This window comes from Pseudoalteromonas sp. SR43-7 (assembly GCF_014163785.1).
In the GTDB taxonomy this organism is placed as follows: Bacteria; Pseudomonadota; Gammaproteobacteria; order Enterobacterales; family Alteromonadaceae; genus Pseudoalteromonas; species Pseudoalteromonas distincta.
The window spans coordinates 173,863-187,833 of record NZ_JACJDY010000005.1; the positions used below are offsets into that span (position 1 = coordinate 173,863).

General features: G+C 38.8%; 17 protein-coding genes. 11 read left to right on the forward strand and 6 right to left on the reverse strand.

The features are described 5' to 3' along the window. Positions 1-141: 141 nt before the first annotated feature. The 3 genes from H5087_RS05995 to H5087_RS06005 all read right to left on the reverse strand — a co-directional run bounded on the left by H5087_RS05995 (position 142) and on the right by H5087_RS06005 (position 2,481). Entirely contained in the window at positions 142-504 is a 363-nt protein-coding gene (locus H5087_RS05995; RefSeq protein ID WP_259397744.1) for a hypothetical protein, read from the reverse strand. A gap of 94 nt (positions 505-598) precedes the next feature. Then, a complete protein-coding gene (locus tag H5087_RS06000; protein WP_182671454.1) occupies positions 599-1,213 on the reverse strand; it encodes a paraquat-inducible protein A in 615 nt (204 codons plus the stop codon). A gap of 2 nt (positions 1,214-1,215) precedes the next feature. Then, a complete protein-coding gene (locus tag H5087_RS06005; protein WP_182671455.1) occupies positions 1,216-2,481 on the reverse strand; it encodes an EAL domain-containing protein in 1,266 nt (421 codons plus the stop codon). 149 nt (positions 2,482-2,630) lie between these two features. On the opposite strand from H5087_RS06005, the gene H5087_RS06010 reads away from it, so the two are divergent. The 3 genes from H5087_RS06010 to H5087_RS06020 all read left to right on the forward strand — a co-directional run bounded on the left by H5087_RS06010 (position 2,631) and on the right by H5087_RS06020 (position 4,965). Then, positions 2,631-3,380, forward strand: coding sequence for an ABC transporter substrate-binding protein (locus tag H5087_RS06010; RefSeq protein WP_039489054.1), 750 nt, complete (start codon positions 2,631-2,633; stop codon positions 3,378-3,380). Between the two features lie 78 nt (positions 3,381-3,458). Next, complete coding sequence (locus tag H5087_RS06015) at positions 3,459-4,025, forward strand: PhnA domain-containing protein (RefSeq protein ID WP_007586451.1); 567 nt, start codon at positions 3,459-3,461, stop codon at positions 4,023-4,025. A gap of 121 nt (positions 4,026-4,146) precedes the next feature. Next, complete coding sequence (locus tag H5087_RS06020; RefSeq protein ID WP_182671456.1) at positions 4,147-4,965, forward strand: META domain-containing protein; 819 nt, start codon at positions 4,147-4,149, stop codon at positions 4,963-4,965. A gap of 107 nt (positions 4,966-5,072) precedes the next feature. Here H5087_RS06020 and H5087_RS06025 read toward each other — a convergent pair whose 3' ends face one another. After that, positions 5,073-5,912, reverse strand: coding sequence for a 23S rRNA (adenine(2030)-N(6))-methyltransferase RlmJ (locus tag H5087_RS06025; RefSeq protein ID WP_182671457.1), 840 nt, complete (start codon positions 5,910-5,912; stop codon positions 5,073-5,075). Positions 5,913-6,150: 238 nt separating this feature from the next. Between H5087_RS06025 and zapB the strand changes: the two genes are divergently transcribed. The 8 genes from zapB (at position 6,151) to H5087_RS06065 (ending at position 11,859) form a co-directional block, all read left to right on the forward strand. Further along, positions 6,151-6,381, forward strand: coding sequence for a cell division protein ZapB (gene zapB, locus H5087_RS06030; RefSeq protein ID WP_002957855.1), 231 nt, complete (start codon positions 6,151-6,153; stop codon positions 6,379-6,381). After that, entirely contained in the window at positions 6,381-6,686 is a 306-nt protein-coding gene (locus H5087_RS06035) for a cell division protein ZapA (RefSeq protein ID WP_002957856.1), read from the forward strand. The genes zapB and H5087_RS06035 overlap by 1 nt, the downstream gene beginning before the upstream one ends. Positions 6,687-6,749: 63 nt before the next feature. Beyond that, entirely contained in the window at positions 6,750-7,772 is a 1,023-nt protein-coding gene (locus H5087_RS06040; RefSeq protein WP_182671458.1) for an MBL fold metallo-hydrolase, read from the forward strand. Between the two features lie 55 nt (positions 7,773-7,827). Continuing rightward, complete coding sequence (locus H5087_RS06045) at positions 7,828-9,297, forward strand: LysM peptidoglycan-binding domain-containing protein (RefSeq protein WP_182671459.1); 1,470 nt, start codon at positions 7,828-7,830, stop codon at positions 9,295-9,297. Positions 9,298-9,363: 66 nt separating this feature from the next. Beyond that, entirely contained in the window at positions 9,364-9,852 is a 489-nt protein-coding gene (locus H5087_RS06050) for a peptidylprolyl isomerase (RefSeq protein WP_002957860.1), read from the forward strand. A 21-nt stretch (positions 9,853-9,873) separates the two neighbouring features. Next, positions 9,874-10,602, forward strand: coding sequence for an SDR family NAD(P)-dependent oxidoreductase (locus tag H5087_RS06055; RefSeq protein WP_182671460.1), 729 nt, complete (start codon positions 9,874-9,876; stop codon positions 10,600-10,602). Then, entirely contained in the window at positions 10,599-11,438 is an 840-nt protein-coding gene (locus H5087_RS06060) for an amidohydrolase (RefSeq protein WP_182671461.1), read from the forward strand. The genes H5087_RS06055 and H5087_RS06060 overlap by 4 nt, the downstream gene beginning before the upstream one ends. Before the next feature lie 49 nt (positions 11,439-11,487). Next, the gene (locus tag H5087_RS06065; protein WP_182671462.1) at positions 11,488-11,859 is read left to right on the forward strand and encodes a hypothetical protein; all 372 of its coding nucleotides are present in this window, start codon (positions 11,488-11,490) and stop codon (positions 11,857-11,859) included. Between the two features lie 95 nt (positions 11,860-11,954). On the opposite strand, the gene H5087_RS06070 is transcribed toward H5087_RS06065, so the two are convergent. Both H5087_RS06070 and H5087_RS06075 read right to left on the reverse strand, forming a co-directional pair. Further along, positions 11,955-13,130, reverse strand: a complete 1,176-nt coding sequence (locus tag H5087_RS06070) for a mandelate racemase/muconate lactonizing enzyme family protein (protein WP_182671463.1) — start codon at positions 13,128-13,130, stop codon at positions 11,955-11,957. Positions 13,131-13,156: 26 nt separating this feature from the next. Continuing rightward, positions 13,157-13,924: a class II aldolase/adducin family protein gene (locus tag H5087_RS06075; protein ID WP_010554363.1), complete on the reverse strand. Its 768-nt coding sequence runs from the start codon at positions 13,922-13,924 to the stop codon at positions 13,157-13,159. Positions 13,925-13,971: the final 47 nt, after the last annotated feature.

Consider the following 13,971-nt stretch of genomic DNA (forward strand, 5'->3'; position numbering starts at 1 on the left):
TAGGGAAATAGCTCTATAACAAGGAAAAAATTACGCAGTATAGTTGCTTTATATAAGTAATTTTTAACGCAGTTAGAGAGGTATTTAACTCGCTAGAATGAGCATGTTTTCAATAAAATTGATATTACACCTATCCTGCTATTAAGCAGACATAGGAGGGCGGTAGAGTGAACGAGGTATATTAATTTGTGTAGTAAATACACTTATATTTACTTTTTCAGATTCAAGTAAAGTAACGCTAAATAAAGTATCAACATTAAGCATTGAATTAGCAGCGCAGCCACTGATAGGGCATTTGCAATCATTTTGTGGCGTACTTTCGTCGTCGCAACAATCCATCTGCATCATATTTTCAGACATGCTAGCAACAGCTGTTGCATCACTACTGTGTGTCATTGGCATTTGGGCATGCGTTGCTGTTTTCGTTGGCAAATGTGGCATTTCGCATACCATAGCTACAGACGCAACTGCCTGACCCACAAAAGTGATCAGTAAAGTTATCATGAGTAAACTAGAGTAAAAACGTTGCAACATTATGCCTTTTAATAAATTTTAAAATGATTGTAAGATAACCTAACGGCAACCACAAATACTTTAATTATGTAGACTGCGGTTTATCAGGTGTTTTAATTAAGTTACTCGCTATAATTGCAAATATACAATATGCGCTAAAATACCAAAAGCCCTCACCAAATTGTGCATTCATAACAAGTAGCTCACCACTTTTACCATGAGCGTTACCTGCTAGGTAAGTCACTATTAATGCAATAACAAATACATCAACCATGCTCCACTTACTTAATGCACAAATAACCAGACCGAGCTTTTGCTTCAACCCATTCAAAGGTAGGCAACAATAAAGCAATTGTAATAGCAGCTTCAAGCTTGGAATAACAATAGAAAACAACCCCACTAAAGCAGCTACAAATAAATTATTATTACTAGCAAGCTCTTTAACTGTGCCTAAAATACTTTGTGTTTTGTTATAGGCGCTAATCTCGCCCTCTAACTTATCAAGCCCTAGCATATTTGAGAACATCATTAGCATGCTACGAGTCCGACCATCGCCCTCTTCAGCAAGCATTTCAATGCCCGCCTGCGCTAATTTTGATTTATCTATGTTGCCCTCTATTGTTAATACTGGTTTTGTAATACCAGGAAACAATAAACAAAGAGCAACCACTACACTTATAACCGACAGCCAATTACGCATATTTATTCTGCTATTGCCTCAATAATGTCATCACTGTATAAAACAGCATCCAATAAAAAATTAAATATATCGCCAATATGCAGCTCTGAGTTTATGTTGGCCAAATGGACCATAGCTTCATCTATATTATCTAATTCAAACTCTTTTATAAGCGATAAACAGTTCCCTAAAATGCCGCTCTCTAATAGTAACGCATCAGATATTGCAGCATCTAAAGTAAACTCTTTAACTATGTCTTTTAATTCAGCATCTAAAATAGCATCAAGCACCGAGAACAAACCCACCAGATACCCTTGCTCGGTCAACTCTTTATTATTTTGCTCCAATATTAGCGACATAAATTGAGCCCGCGTTAAAGCAAGCTTAGTTAATTCGGTTGGTTTTTCGACCCCCAACTCACTAATTGCTAATACGCGAACAAATTGTCTTATTGTGTCCTCACCTAAATAAATAACCGCTTGTGAAATAGACGTAATGACTAAATTTGCTTTGCCTGAACGCGCGTTAGCTAGCTTTAAAACCCTCGCTGTTATGGCGACATCCCTGGCCACTCGTTGATGAACTTCTTTAAAGCAAAGTGTTTCTTTTGCTGTAAAACGTAATAGATCAAAAACGGTTAGCTTTGAAGGCTCTACACCTTTATACGTAATCATTTCTGGGCGAGAAAAAAAGAACCCTTGAAATAAATCGCAGCCAGCCAATTTTAATACATTAAATTGTTCATGCGTCTCTATTCGTTCAACAATTATTTTTGCATGTGGATTTGCGCGTTTTATTTTTTTAATGCGCATATTGGTTTTAATAACCGGATCATCTATCTCAATTTTTATGTAATCAACATGTGCTAACAGTGGCTCCCATTTTGGATCGCCATCGTAATCATCAAGTGCAAAAACATAGCCTTCTTTTTTAAGTTCTTGCACACGCTCAGCCACCGCAGGAATATTACCCGTGCGCTCCACTATTTCAATAACACTATTTTCTGGCAATAAAAGTTTGGGGAAGTTATCGAGAATAGTTTCTGATGACAAGTTTATAAAAGCTAAATGATGTGCGGTAAGTCTATCTAAACCAACCAACATTAAAGCATTAAAAAATAGGCGGCTTGTCGCATGGACATCAGAAGTGCCTGCAGGAAACGCATTATTGGCTGAGTCTCTATAAAGCAATTCGTACGAGAAAACATTCTGGTCTATATCAAAAATAGGTTGCCGCGCAACAAACTGAGTTATTTTTTGTACTTCATCAGGTATGTTATGTAATTTCACTTGGCTCTAAACCTATAAATAAAAGATGGCAAAACAGCCAATAATATGTGTACTTTAATGCAACACGCATAAGATAAATATAGTCGTCATTGCAAAAACGTTAAAATTACACAACACTAATATAAAATATTAATATAAAAGGTAGAGATTTGACTAACTTTATTCGGTTATTAGTACTGAGCCCTCTGCTATTTGTATTTTTTAGCTATGCCAGCATTAATCCTACTCCCCTCAAATATAATGTTAGCGCGTCAGGGAGTCATTATCCATATTATACAAATGATCCAGAAAAGCCTGGCATATTACCCGAAATTATTGAAAAAGTACTCGATGATGCCAATATTGCAGCTTCTCATATCGGCCTACCTACAAAGCGTATTACCAAATATTTACAAGATGAAATAATCGATTTTGATGTTATTTCATTAGAATGGCTCTCAAAGAGTGAGAGAAATGACCCTCGTTATGTTTTTTCAGAGCCGCTTATTTATGCCACAGAAATGATTGTTACCTTGCCTAAAAATGCCCAGCATTGGCAAAGCGTTGATAGCTTGAAGGGTAAAAATATAGGAACGGTACTAGGTTACTATTACTTTAATGACAACACCTTTGAGCGTGTTGACTTTCCATCCGAAAAAGAACTTATGACAGCCCTATCAAGAAACCGTGTAGAAGCGGCACTAGTAGGTAAGTTAACTGCGCTCTATTGGGCAAAGCAGTTAGGGATAAACATTGCCTTTGGCGCACAGCATTCCCATGGTTTTTTAAGAATTCGCTTATTGAGCAAACATAAAGAATTATTGCCCCAAATAAACCTAGCAATTAAAAACCTTCACGCTCAAGGATATATAAAAACTATTGAAGATAAGTATATGAGTAATATACCCACACAAAATTAAGGGACTAATGGCGCAGAGCTCGTGTTTTGGAGTATAATAGCAGCAAATGTTAACTCGACCAGAATCAGAAAGAGCCCCATGAGTATTGAAAAAGCCTTAATCGAACGTAGTAATAATCAATGTGAATTGTGTGCAGCCACCGAGAACTTATCTGTTTATGAAGTACCACCGGTAACTGAAACCCACTCAGATAAATGTATTTACACGTGTCAAACATGTAAAGATCAAATCGAGAATAACAGCGAAATAACGCCTACGCATTGGCACTGTTTAAACGATAGCATGTGGAGCCAAACTCCTGCAGTACAAGTTGTAGCTTACAGAATGCTTTCGCGTTTAGCGCCTGATAATGGCTGGGCACAAGATGCGCTAGACATGATTTACCTTGAAGAAGACACGCTAACGTGGGCTAAAAAAGCACTTGCTGAAGATGACGATTTAAAGCATGTAGATAGCAACGGTGTAGTACTTCAAGCAGGCGATACTGTTACCCTAATTAAAGACTTAGACGTTAAAGGTAGTAGCCTTACAGCTAAACGTGGAACAGCTGTTCGTAATATTGGCCTAACCAGCAACCCTGAACATATTGAAGGGCGAGTTGACGGCCAGCGCATAGTTATTTTAACTAAGTTTGTTAAAAAATAATCGTTTGTTTTTAATTATTAAAGGCGCTAATGCGCCTTTTTTTATGTTTAAAATAAGTTAAGGAATGATTAAGTCACTAGGTAATACACTAGGGGGATAATATTGAGTAAGGATAACAAACATGGAAAAGCATCAAGCAGTACATTCACGTAAAAAAACACTTACAGGACTTAGTTTATTAGCACTGAGCGCTTTTGCTATAACCGGTTGTGATCAACAAACAAAGCCGACTGAAAATACAGAGCAAGCAAAATCAATATCGACTCTAACTACCCAAGTTAGCTACAAAGATCGCAGTATGCTTCGCCCCGGTTCACAGTTAATAGTTACGCTTTCGGATGTATCTAAAATGGATGTAAAAGCAGATATAATAACCCAAGAAGTGATTGATATTACCCAAGCCCCACCATTTACTGTAGAGCTAACTTATGATGCCAGTAAAGTTAACGATAAACACCGCTATAGCCTAAGCGCCAGAATCATAAATAAAGACAAAGTACTTTACACAAGTACCACAAATAACGACCCATTTAGAGAATCACAGCTAACTGGCCCTTATAAAATTGAGCTTTCAAAAGTATCCGTTGAAAAGCCAGACGTAACGCTTACAAACACGTACTGGAAAGCAATAACAATCAATGCTCAAACAGTAAATGTTACAACTAAAGAGCCGTTTATTCAGTTCGATAAAGACTACCGTGTTAATGGCTTTTTAGGCTGTAATAATTTTAGCGGAAGTTATAGCACCGAGCAGCACACAATTACACTTAGTCAGTTAGCGAGTACAAAAAAGATGTGTTCGGAGAATATGGACCAAGAGGCAGCTATGTCTAACGTACTTAACAATACTTCAAAGTGGGAAATTACAGGCGAGTCACTAAAACTAAAAAACAACAGCGGTAATACGCTTGCTACTTTTAACGCAGTTTATTTTAATTAATATTTAGCTCCCTAATATATGTGTTACCTAACACATTCGTATTGATTTTAAATAAAATGCCCAGCAAAACTGGGCATTTTATCATTCATTCTAAGCACTATTTAAAGCTACTCATCAACGAGTTGTTCACTTCTGTAAAAACCACTTGGCTCACTCAACAAATCAACAAGTTCAGGCATTATTGCATCCATTGTTTGCTTTAGCTTCCATGGAGGGTTAATCACAATCATGCCAGATGCTGTCATGCCGTGTACGTCAGTGTCCGCTTCAGTGCCTAATTCAAATAGCTGAATGTTGCGCATTCCTGAATCAATTAAGCCCTGCTCCATATTATCAATGCGCTCTCTGTCTACTACCGGATACCAAATCATATAAGTACCTGTAGCAAAACGCTGATGAGCTTTAACTAAGGTTTTTACAACCGTTTCGTAGTCATCTTTAATTTCGTACGGAGGGTCAATTAACACACACGCTCTGCGAGATGCTGGTGGTAATAATCCTACTAAGCCGGTAAAGCCATCTTCTCCGCGCACACGAATGGAGCGCTTACCTTGCATATTTTCTTCAAGTAATAATAAATCGCGCGGGTGCAGTTCAAAAAACCAACCCTTATCTTGGCGGCGCAAGTAATGCTCTGCAATTTTTGGTGAACCCGGATAAAATGCAAGTTCGTCAGTGTCGTTAAATGACTTAATTAATTCAATGTACTCATTAAGCTCAGCATGTTCACTTTTATGTTGCCAAAGTTTTTCAATACCATCTTGATACTCTTGCGTTTTTTGCGCATCAGCAGCTGCCAGTTCAAAAAAGCCAGCACCTGAATGCGTGTCTATATAATCAAGCGGTTTATCTTTAATTGTTTGGTAATTTAGTACTTGTGCCAGTACTAAATGTTTAAGTACATCGGCAGGATTACCCGCATGAAATGAGTGTCTGTAACTAAGCATTATTTATTTTCGCCATACGCAATTTAATATCGTAAGTGAACCATAAGCACTAGGCTTTGGCAACTCACACCAAGATAAGAGAGTGTTAAAGTGAACCATTTCTGAATGAAAAAGCTCATATGCTGAATTATCCCTTAACGCAGAAGAAAAATCAGCTAAAACCACCGTAAATGCTGGCAAATCAACACACTTTGCTTTACATTTGCATGACATTAATTACAGTTATATGAGCGCCTTTATGAACAACACTACTCTTCAACAACTCGAACAACTGATCGATTCTTTAATCGAACGTAATAATCAATTACAAACAGATGTTGCTACTTTAAAAGAACAGAACACTAAACTAAGCGATGAAAACGAATTACTACAGCTTGAAGCTTTAGAAAATGAAGAAAAGCAAAAAGATGCCAGCACAACTTTATCTGGTCTCCTTGATAAATTACAAAGCGCACAACAGGCTAGCTAATGTCTGAGCTGCAAAACCAGCGGGTCACTGTTGAGTTGCTAGGTAAAGAGCAGCAATTTGCTTGCCCCGAAGGGCAGGAAGATGCATTAATAGCAGCAGCTAAAAATCTAAATGACTTAGTTGAGCAAATGAAACAACGCTCAACCGTTAGAAACGATCAAAAAGCCCTATTAATGGCAGCATTAAACTTAAGCCACGAATTGCTAGAAGCAAAAACACAGGCTACAGTTGAACAACAGCATCAAGACCAATTGATTGATAAACTCAGTCAACATTTGGCAAATGACCCCAAACACCAAAAATAAAAAGCGCATACTGCGCTTTTTGTTTATTATTAAAGTAATTAAACCTCAGCGTAGAGATAATAAATGAAGTTAAAACTTTCAAACATAACCTCTTTATGTAAGCACTTACTATTGTCATGCACTTTGCTATTAATAGCACCCAGCACCTACGCTGCCGTTATTTGGAATACAATAAACCCTCATATTCAGTTTTTAAAGCAACAAGACAAGCTTCGCTTTTACGACTCTAACCAAGTATTAATTGAAGGCGAAAAATGTGCCCTACTGGTTGATACGAGTGCCAATTTTGCTGCAGTTGAACAACTTGCTGAAGATTTAAAAAAACGCCTTAAAACACCTTTATGCTATTTGGTTGCCACGCATTACCATGACGATCACTTGCTAGGTATGGCGGTTATGCAAAATTTTTATCCTGATGCCAAGCTCATTGTTCATCAGCAAGTAAATAAAAATTTTAGCCTTTACCAAACAGCATATACCGACAAACTAGACACCTATGAAAAGAGCATTGAGCTGAGCTACCAACGGTTAGCGAATGTACCCAAAGAAGAGCAAGCTAAATGGCGTGATAAGTTAAAGCTTGCAAAAAAGCGACTTTTTCGCTGGCAGGAGTATCAGCTTAGCCAACCCGAAATAGTAATTGATAGTCGTAAAATTATCGACCTTGGTGGTTTTGAGGTAACGCTTGAGCCGCAGCAAGCCCATACTAACGGTGATTTAACTATTACTACTAATAATGGCAGTGTGCTGATTGGTGGCGATATCGTTGACTGGCTTCCTTACCCTGGTCACGGCGAACTTAAAAGTTGGCAAACGTTGCTTAAGCAATATATTAACGACGAAAAGCTCACTATTATTATACCTGGCCACGGCGGCACATTAACAAAAGAGCAGCTGAAACAGCCACTATCATTTTTAACAGCCATAACAGAGCACGTTAAAAACAATAAAGATCAAAGTATTGAGCAGTTAATGCTATCGTTTCCTGAATCAGTTATTGAGCCTTATAAACAAGAAGCGCTTAATATAAAATCGAGCAACTTCTTTTTACAAGCTGGCCTAAATCGCGCAAAAAGCGCAGAATAACTCAACACAACGGATTGTGTTAAAATAATAAAAGGAATTTACAAAAGTGATCACTATGCGCAGTTTGGTTTTATGTTGTTTGGGTGTTTTGTTATTTGGTTGTCAATCAACGGAGCAAGAACCACAAGAAGCTCCACAAATATTTACTCATTTTGAGCCTGACTATACTTATAATATTGACGAGGAAATAGCTCAAACGCCTCAAGTTAATGAGATAGTTACGCCACTTCAATTCAAAAAAACAATCGTAAAAAAGCGCCCACCTAAAACCACCGATCTGTGGGTGCATATAGCCAATAATCTACACTTTACGATTTATCAAAATCGCGCCTTAAAAAAGCGTATCAGCTGGTATGCAAAGCAACCTAACTACTTACAAACGGTGAGCAAACGCGCAGCGCCTTATCTGTATCACATCGTAAAAAAAATTGAGCAAAAGCAATTACCTATGGAGCTCGCTTTACTACCATTTGTAGAAAGCGATTTTAGACCAACAATAGCCTCATCACAGCAAGCTGTTGGTGTTTGGCAATTAGTTGGCGCAACGGCGCATCACTTTGGTGTTAAATCAGATCAATGGTATGACGGGCGCCAAGACGTACTTGCTTCAACCGATGCTGCACTTGATTACTTAAGTTACTTACATAAACGCTTTGATGGTAATTGGCTACATGCTTTGGCCGCTTATAATAGTGGTGAGGGCCGTGTTAAACGCGCAATCGAAAAAAACAAAAAACGCGGTAAAAGCACCGATTACTGGTCGCTCAGTCTGCCAAAAGAAACCGCTGACTATGTACCCAAGTTACTCGCTTTAAGCTATTTAGTTAAACACCCACAAAAGGGCATTAAACGCCCAAAGCTTGCATATAAACCATTTACAACACAGATGAATATAGGCCAGCAGTTCGATTTTTCAGTCATAGCTAAGCTCTCTGGTATAGGTTCAAAGCAGTTACATGCTATTAATCAGGGGTATTTAAAAAATCAAAGCTCACCTAATGGGCCGCATACTTTACTGCTACCTATAGGACAAGAAGCATTATTAAAAAGTCAGTTTTTTAAATCAAATTTTGCTGGAGAGTACATCGTTAAACAAAACGATACGCTTTACAGTATCGCCGGGCGTTTTAGTATGTCTGTAAAAGCGTTAAAACAACTTAATAATAAAAATAATAATTTAATAGGTGTTGGAGAAAAGTTATTAGTTGGACAACCTAAAACTCTGCCAAGCACATTAACTGTTGATTACAAAATCAGCCCTTATTTAGAACCCCAAGAGATTGCGATCCCCACCATTGAAATAGATTACGAAGTTAAGTCAGGCGATAGCCTTTGGAGTATAAGTCAGCTTTATGATGTACCTCATAGCGACTTGGCAAAATGGAACAAACTCTCTGCATCAAGTATTTTAAAGCCTGGCACTCAATTAGTACTGTTTATACCACAGGCTGAAAAGCAAAAAGCAGCACCAATAAAAAAAGATTTACTGCTAGATTTACAAAAAACACTAAATCAGCCACGTTAAGTTTATAAACACGTATATTTCGCGTAAAATTGCGCCCTAACATAGTTATTATTTGAAGAGACAAGCATGCAAATTAGCAAAAATTCAGCAGTTGAATTTCATTACACCCTTAGCGAAGCGGGCGAGCAAATTGAAAGTAGCACAAACGAAGCGCCACTTACTTACATTCATGGCAGCGAAGGCATGCTTCCTGGTTTAGAAAAAGCACTTGAAGGCAAAGAAGCTGGCGAAAAATTTAGTGTAACTCTAGAGCCAAGTGAATCATACGGCGAGCGTGTTGATGACTTAATTCAACGTATTCCGCTTAAGCACCTACAAGGCGACGTAAAAGTATGGAAACCAGGTATGACAGCAATGGTTAGCTCTAATCAAGGTCGTCATCAGGTTACTATTGTTAAGGTTGGTCGTTTTAACGCAGATTGTGATTTAAACCACCCATTTGCGGGCAAAACACTAACGTTTGACGTTGAAGTTGTATCTGTACGTGAAGCAACAAGTGAAGAAGTTTCTCACGGACATGTGCACGCTGAAGGCGGCTGTGGTCACTCTCACTAGTTAGCAATAAAGGAAGTAAGTATGTCTAAAGTTGCAGTAGTTACAGGTGGTACAAAAGGAATTGGTCTAGCCGTTGTAAAGCGTTTGCTAAGTAATGGTTATAAAGTACATAACCTTGATATAGAGCCAAGCGAAACTGGTATATTCCATCAGTGTGATGTAAGTGATGTATCGGCGGTACAAAGCTGTATCAACGCTATCTGTGAACAAAGCAAACGCATTGATGTACTTGTTTCTAATGCTGGAAAACACTTAAGCGCAAATATAGAAAGCACCGATGAGCAAACTCTCGATGCACTTTTTGCGCTTAATGTTAAAGGCGCCTATGCCGCAGTACAAAGCGTATTGCCAAGCATGAAAGCGCAAAATAGCGGCGCTATTATATTAGTCGCATCCGATCAAGCAATTATAGGTAAGCAAAACTCTTTTGCGTATAACCTAACAAAACATGCCCTTGCCTCAATGGCCAAAACAACGGCGCTTGATTACGCGAGCTTTAATATTAGAGTAAATGCGGTATGCCCTGGCACAATAGAAACCCCGCTATTTCATAACGCGATAGATGCGTACTGCGCAAACAGTGGCGCAAACAAAGCTGAAATAGTTGCCGAGGAAGCAAGTCTTCAACCGCTTAACCGATTAGGTCAAGCCGATGAGGTTGCTGCCCTTGTGAGCTTTTTAGCAAGTGATGATGCCAGTTTTATAACAGGCAGCCTACAAAGTATTGATGGTGGTTACACTGCCCAATGAGCATGCAAATTATTGACCCTCATGTGCATTTTTTTAATCTTGCCGAGGGGCAATATACTTGGCTACAAGGCGAAAACCCACCAGCATGGCCTAACCTAGAAAAAATTAAACAAGCAATAAGTGCAGAGCAACTTGTTAAAAGTACTGATTTTGAACTTGCGGGTATTGTGCACATTGAGGCTGGGTTTGATAATCAATCACCTATAAACGAGTTAAACTGGCTAAGCTCGCATTTAAAAAACCTTTCATTTAAGGCTATTAGTTACAACCAAATTGATGCGCCCGCAGAGCAATTTAATCACGCGCTAAATGCACTGGCTCATTCAAGCCTTTGTGGTATAAGAGATATAACCGAAGAAGATGATGCAGTGAGACTAAAAAGCCCTCATTGTATTAGTAACCTTAATTTATTGGCTACAAATAAACTGCATTTTGAAGCTCAATTTGATATTGAAAATAGCGAAATAACCAAACAAATAGCTTACTACGCTAAGCAGCTACCGCAGCTTCAAATTATAATTAATCATGCAGGACTGCCAAGTAATTTAAATTACTGGCAACAAGGTGCTGAGTTACTTGCTCAGCACGACAACATAGCAATTAAATTCTCTGGTTTTGAATTACTACAACTTACCAGTGAGCAACAAGCCGCGTGTTTTAATTTTCTTTTTAATCACTTTGGCCAGCAGCGTATTATGTTTGCAAGCAACTTCCCTGTGTGCCAAATAAATACAAGCTACAACAACCTATGGCACTGCCATAAGGCGCTATGCTCAAACGATAAGACATGGCATGACCTTAGCTATGCAAACGCTAAGCACTACTACCAAGTTTAAGTAAAACTAGTTATATTAAACTCTCTTTTTATAATAATACGGCCAATTTATGAAAATGTACTTTTTACTAATCGTTGTATTTTCTGCGTTTTTTCTCAATGGCTGCATATCTCAAAATCCAGACCCTACACCTAAGCTGCAACATGCTCTACTGACAAAGCCAAATAAAACAGCCGTTAGCAAAGCAATTAAAACACTTGTACATATACAAGAAACTCAATTAGCTGATAATGTATTTACTACCAGCAGCACAGTAACCCTTAGCAATGTGGATGGTAATAATATTATCGACACGCAAAGACGCAATACACCCGATCAGTTTGAATTGATGATTAAAGGTAATCAGTGCTACATACGCCATCTCGATAGCAAAGCAACTATTGAACTTAAAGACGTGGAATGTAAAATCAACGAGTTATAGCAAGCTTTACCTCCCCCCAAACAAGTAAAATCCGGTAAGTGACTAATCACTTACCGGCTTTTTAATGCATGACCTAAAGTTAGGTTAAAAGACTATTATTTTATTTCTACGCGTTGAGAACGCATAACAATCTCATCATTTAATTCAATCCCCAACCCTGGCTCTTCTGACACTTCAAAGAAACCATTTTTAGGTTGTGGGTCTTGTAAACATAACTCGCGGTTCCACTTTTTAATCGCATAAGTGTGGTGCTCATGAATCAAAAAGTTAGGGATAGCCGTTTCTAAGTGCAGTGATGCTGCTGTTGCAACAGGCCCGCCACATACGTGAGCTTGAATACGCACATCAAAGATATCTGCGTAATCACATACTTTTTTAGTTTCGGTAAAGCCACCACATAAACCAATATCAGGTTGCAGAACATCAATACTTTGATCTTCTAAGTACGGGCGCACACCCCAGCGATTATACAAACGTTCACCACCAGCAATTGGCACATTAACTTTATCTGCTACTTTTGCATGCAATGAATGGTTTAGGTAGTTAACTGGCTCTTCAAAGTACATACAGTCAAATTCTTCTGCAATTTCACCCAACTGAATGGCTGTTGTCACGCCAGGTAAACTGTGGCATTCAAAAATAATATCCACTTCGTCGCCTACTGCTTCGCGAATGGCTTGCATACGTGCACGGTATAGCTTCATTTCAGTGCGTGAGATTATTTTTGTACGGTCGTAATAAGTATTGCCGTCTTTATCGTACTGAATTGGATCTACTTTTACTGCATCGTAACCTTCGGCCATCGCCTTTAAAGCCGCTTCTGCATATTCTTGCGGTTGTACTAGGGCTTTAAATTCGCTATCCCAGTCAAACTGTAATTGCGAAGCGTAAGTGCGTAGTTTGTCGTTAACTTTACCGCCTAATAACTGGTATACAGGTAAACCAAGCGCTTTACCTTTTATATCCCAAAGTGCGGTATCAATTGCGCTCATTGCAGCATATACAACAGGTCCGCCGCCTAAACCCCAAAAGCTTTCACGTAACATACGTGACCATAGTTTTTCTGTTTGAAATGGGTCGTGGCCTATTAAAAAGGCGTCGGCCATTTCCTTAATCATAGCCGCTGCAGCACTGTGACCTAAATCGTATGCAAGGCCCGCTTCGCCAACACCACAAATACCTTCGTCAGTATGAATACGTACAAACACAGGTGTCCAAGAAGGTCTATCAGGACAGTGAATATCAAATACTTCAACGCGATTTACTTTCATTAAAATTCCTTATTAACCGCTATGGGTTATTTTGCAAAACTAGGGTCAAGTCGATACGCTTTACGTAACATCGCAGGCCACGCAAGTTGCCCGCCAGTGCTGCCACTGTGTACTACGTTTGCTTGATTATAAATATTGTCGATTATAGGTTGCGGTACTTCAATCACCTCTTGCGAGCTTGATTGTAGTGCTAGTTGTATTTCACACGCTCGCTGTAAATCATAAAAGCGCATAAACGCATCGCCTACCGTTGGACCTACTGTTAAGCCACCATGATTTACCAATAACATATGGTTAGTGCTGCCCAAATCATCTTGCAGCACTTTTCGCTCGTCGTCGTTTACTGCAAGCCCTTCGTAACCATGATAAGAAAGCGATGGCAGTGAAAACATTGAATATTGGCTAAGCGGTAATAAACCATTTTTTTGTGTAGCGACTGCGATTGTTTCTTTGGTATGAAGGTGAATAACACAATGAGCGTCTTCGCGTACCTCGTGAATCGCACTGTGAATAGTAAATCCAGCTGGATTAATACTAAATGGCGTATCGTCAATAATGTTGCCGTCTAAGTCTACCTTTACTAAATTAGAGGCAGTTACTTCATCAAAGGTTAAACCAAAGGCATTTACTAGGTAGTGGTCAGTGCCAGGCAAACGTGCTGATAAATGCGTATAGATTAAATCCCCCCAACGAAAGTGCTCTACCAGTCTATAACATGCGGCTAAATCAACACGAAGTTGCCACTCTTGTGCTGATACTTTATTTTTTAAATCGAGTTGGGGTAAATCAAACATAATGAGCCTTTTAAAAACGTACATTATTAACCTGTACGAACAGATGT

Bases quoted from the DNA above. Each gene is read 5' to 3' on its own strand.
- H5087_RS06035 (WP_002957856.1), top strand. From the start codon at position 6,381: ATGTCTGAGCTGCAAAACCAGCGGGTCACTGTTGAGTTGCTAGGTAAA.
- H5087_RS06045 (WP_182671459.1), top strand. From the start codon at position 7,828: ATGCGCAGTTTGGTTTTATGTTGTTTGGGTGTTTTGTTATTTGGTTGT.
- H5087_RS06040 (WP_182671458.1), top strand. From the start codon at position 6,750: ATGAAGTTAAAACTTTCAAACATAACCTCTTTATGTAAGCACTTACTA.
- zapB (WP_002957855.1), top strand. From the start codon at position 6,151: ATGAACAACACTACTCTTCAACAACTCGAACAACTGATCGATTCTTTA.
- H5087_RS06020 (WP_182671456.1), top strand. From the start codon at position 4,147: ATGGAAAAGCATCAAGCAGTACATTCACGTAAAAAAACACTTACAGGA.
- H5087_RS06015 (WP_007586451.1), top strand. From the start codon at position 3,459: ATGAGTATTGAAAAAGCCTTAATCGAACGTAGTAATAATCAATGTGAA.
- H5087_RS06060 (WP_182671461.1), top strand. From the start codon at position 10,599: ATGAGCATGCAAATTATTGACCCTCATGTGCATTTTTTTAATCTTGCC.
- H5087_RS06055 (WP_182671460.1), top strand. From the start codon at position 9,874: ATGTCTAAAGTTGCAGTAGTTACAGGTGGTACAAAAGGAATTGGTCTA.
- H5087_RS06025 (WP_182671457.1), bottom strand. From the start codon at position 5,912: ATGCTTAGTTACAGACACTCATTTCATGCGGGTAATCCTGCCGATGTA.
- H5087_RS06000 (WP_182671454.1), bottom strand. From the start codon at position 1,213: ATGCGTAATTGGCTGTCGGTTATAAGTGTAGTGGTTGCTCTTTGTTTA.
- H5087_RS06065 (WP_182671462.1), top strand. From the start codon at position 11,488: ATGAAAATGTACTTTTTACTAATCGTTGTATTTTCTGCGTTTTTTCTC.
- H5087_RS06050 (WP_002957860.1), top strand. From the start codon at position 9,364: ATGCAAATTAGCAAAAATTCAGCAGTTGAATTTCATTACACCCTTAGC.
- H5087_RS06075 (WP_010554363.1), bottom strand. From the start codon at position 13,924: ATGTTTGATTTACCCCAACTCGATTTAAAAAATAAAGTATCAGCACAA.
- H5087_RS06070 (WP_182671463.1), bottom strand. From the start codon at position 13,130: ATGAAAGTAAATCGCGTTGAAGTATTTGATATTCACTGTCCTGATAGA.
- H5087_RS05995 (WP_259397744.1), bottom strand. From the start codon at position 504: ATGATAACTTTACTGATCACTTTTGTGGGTCAGGCAGTTGCGTCTGTA.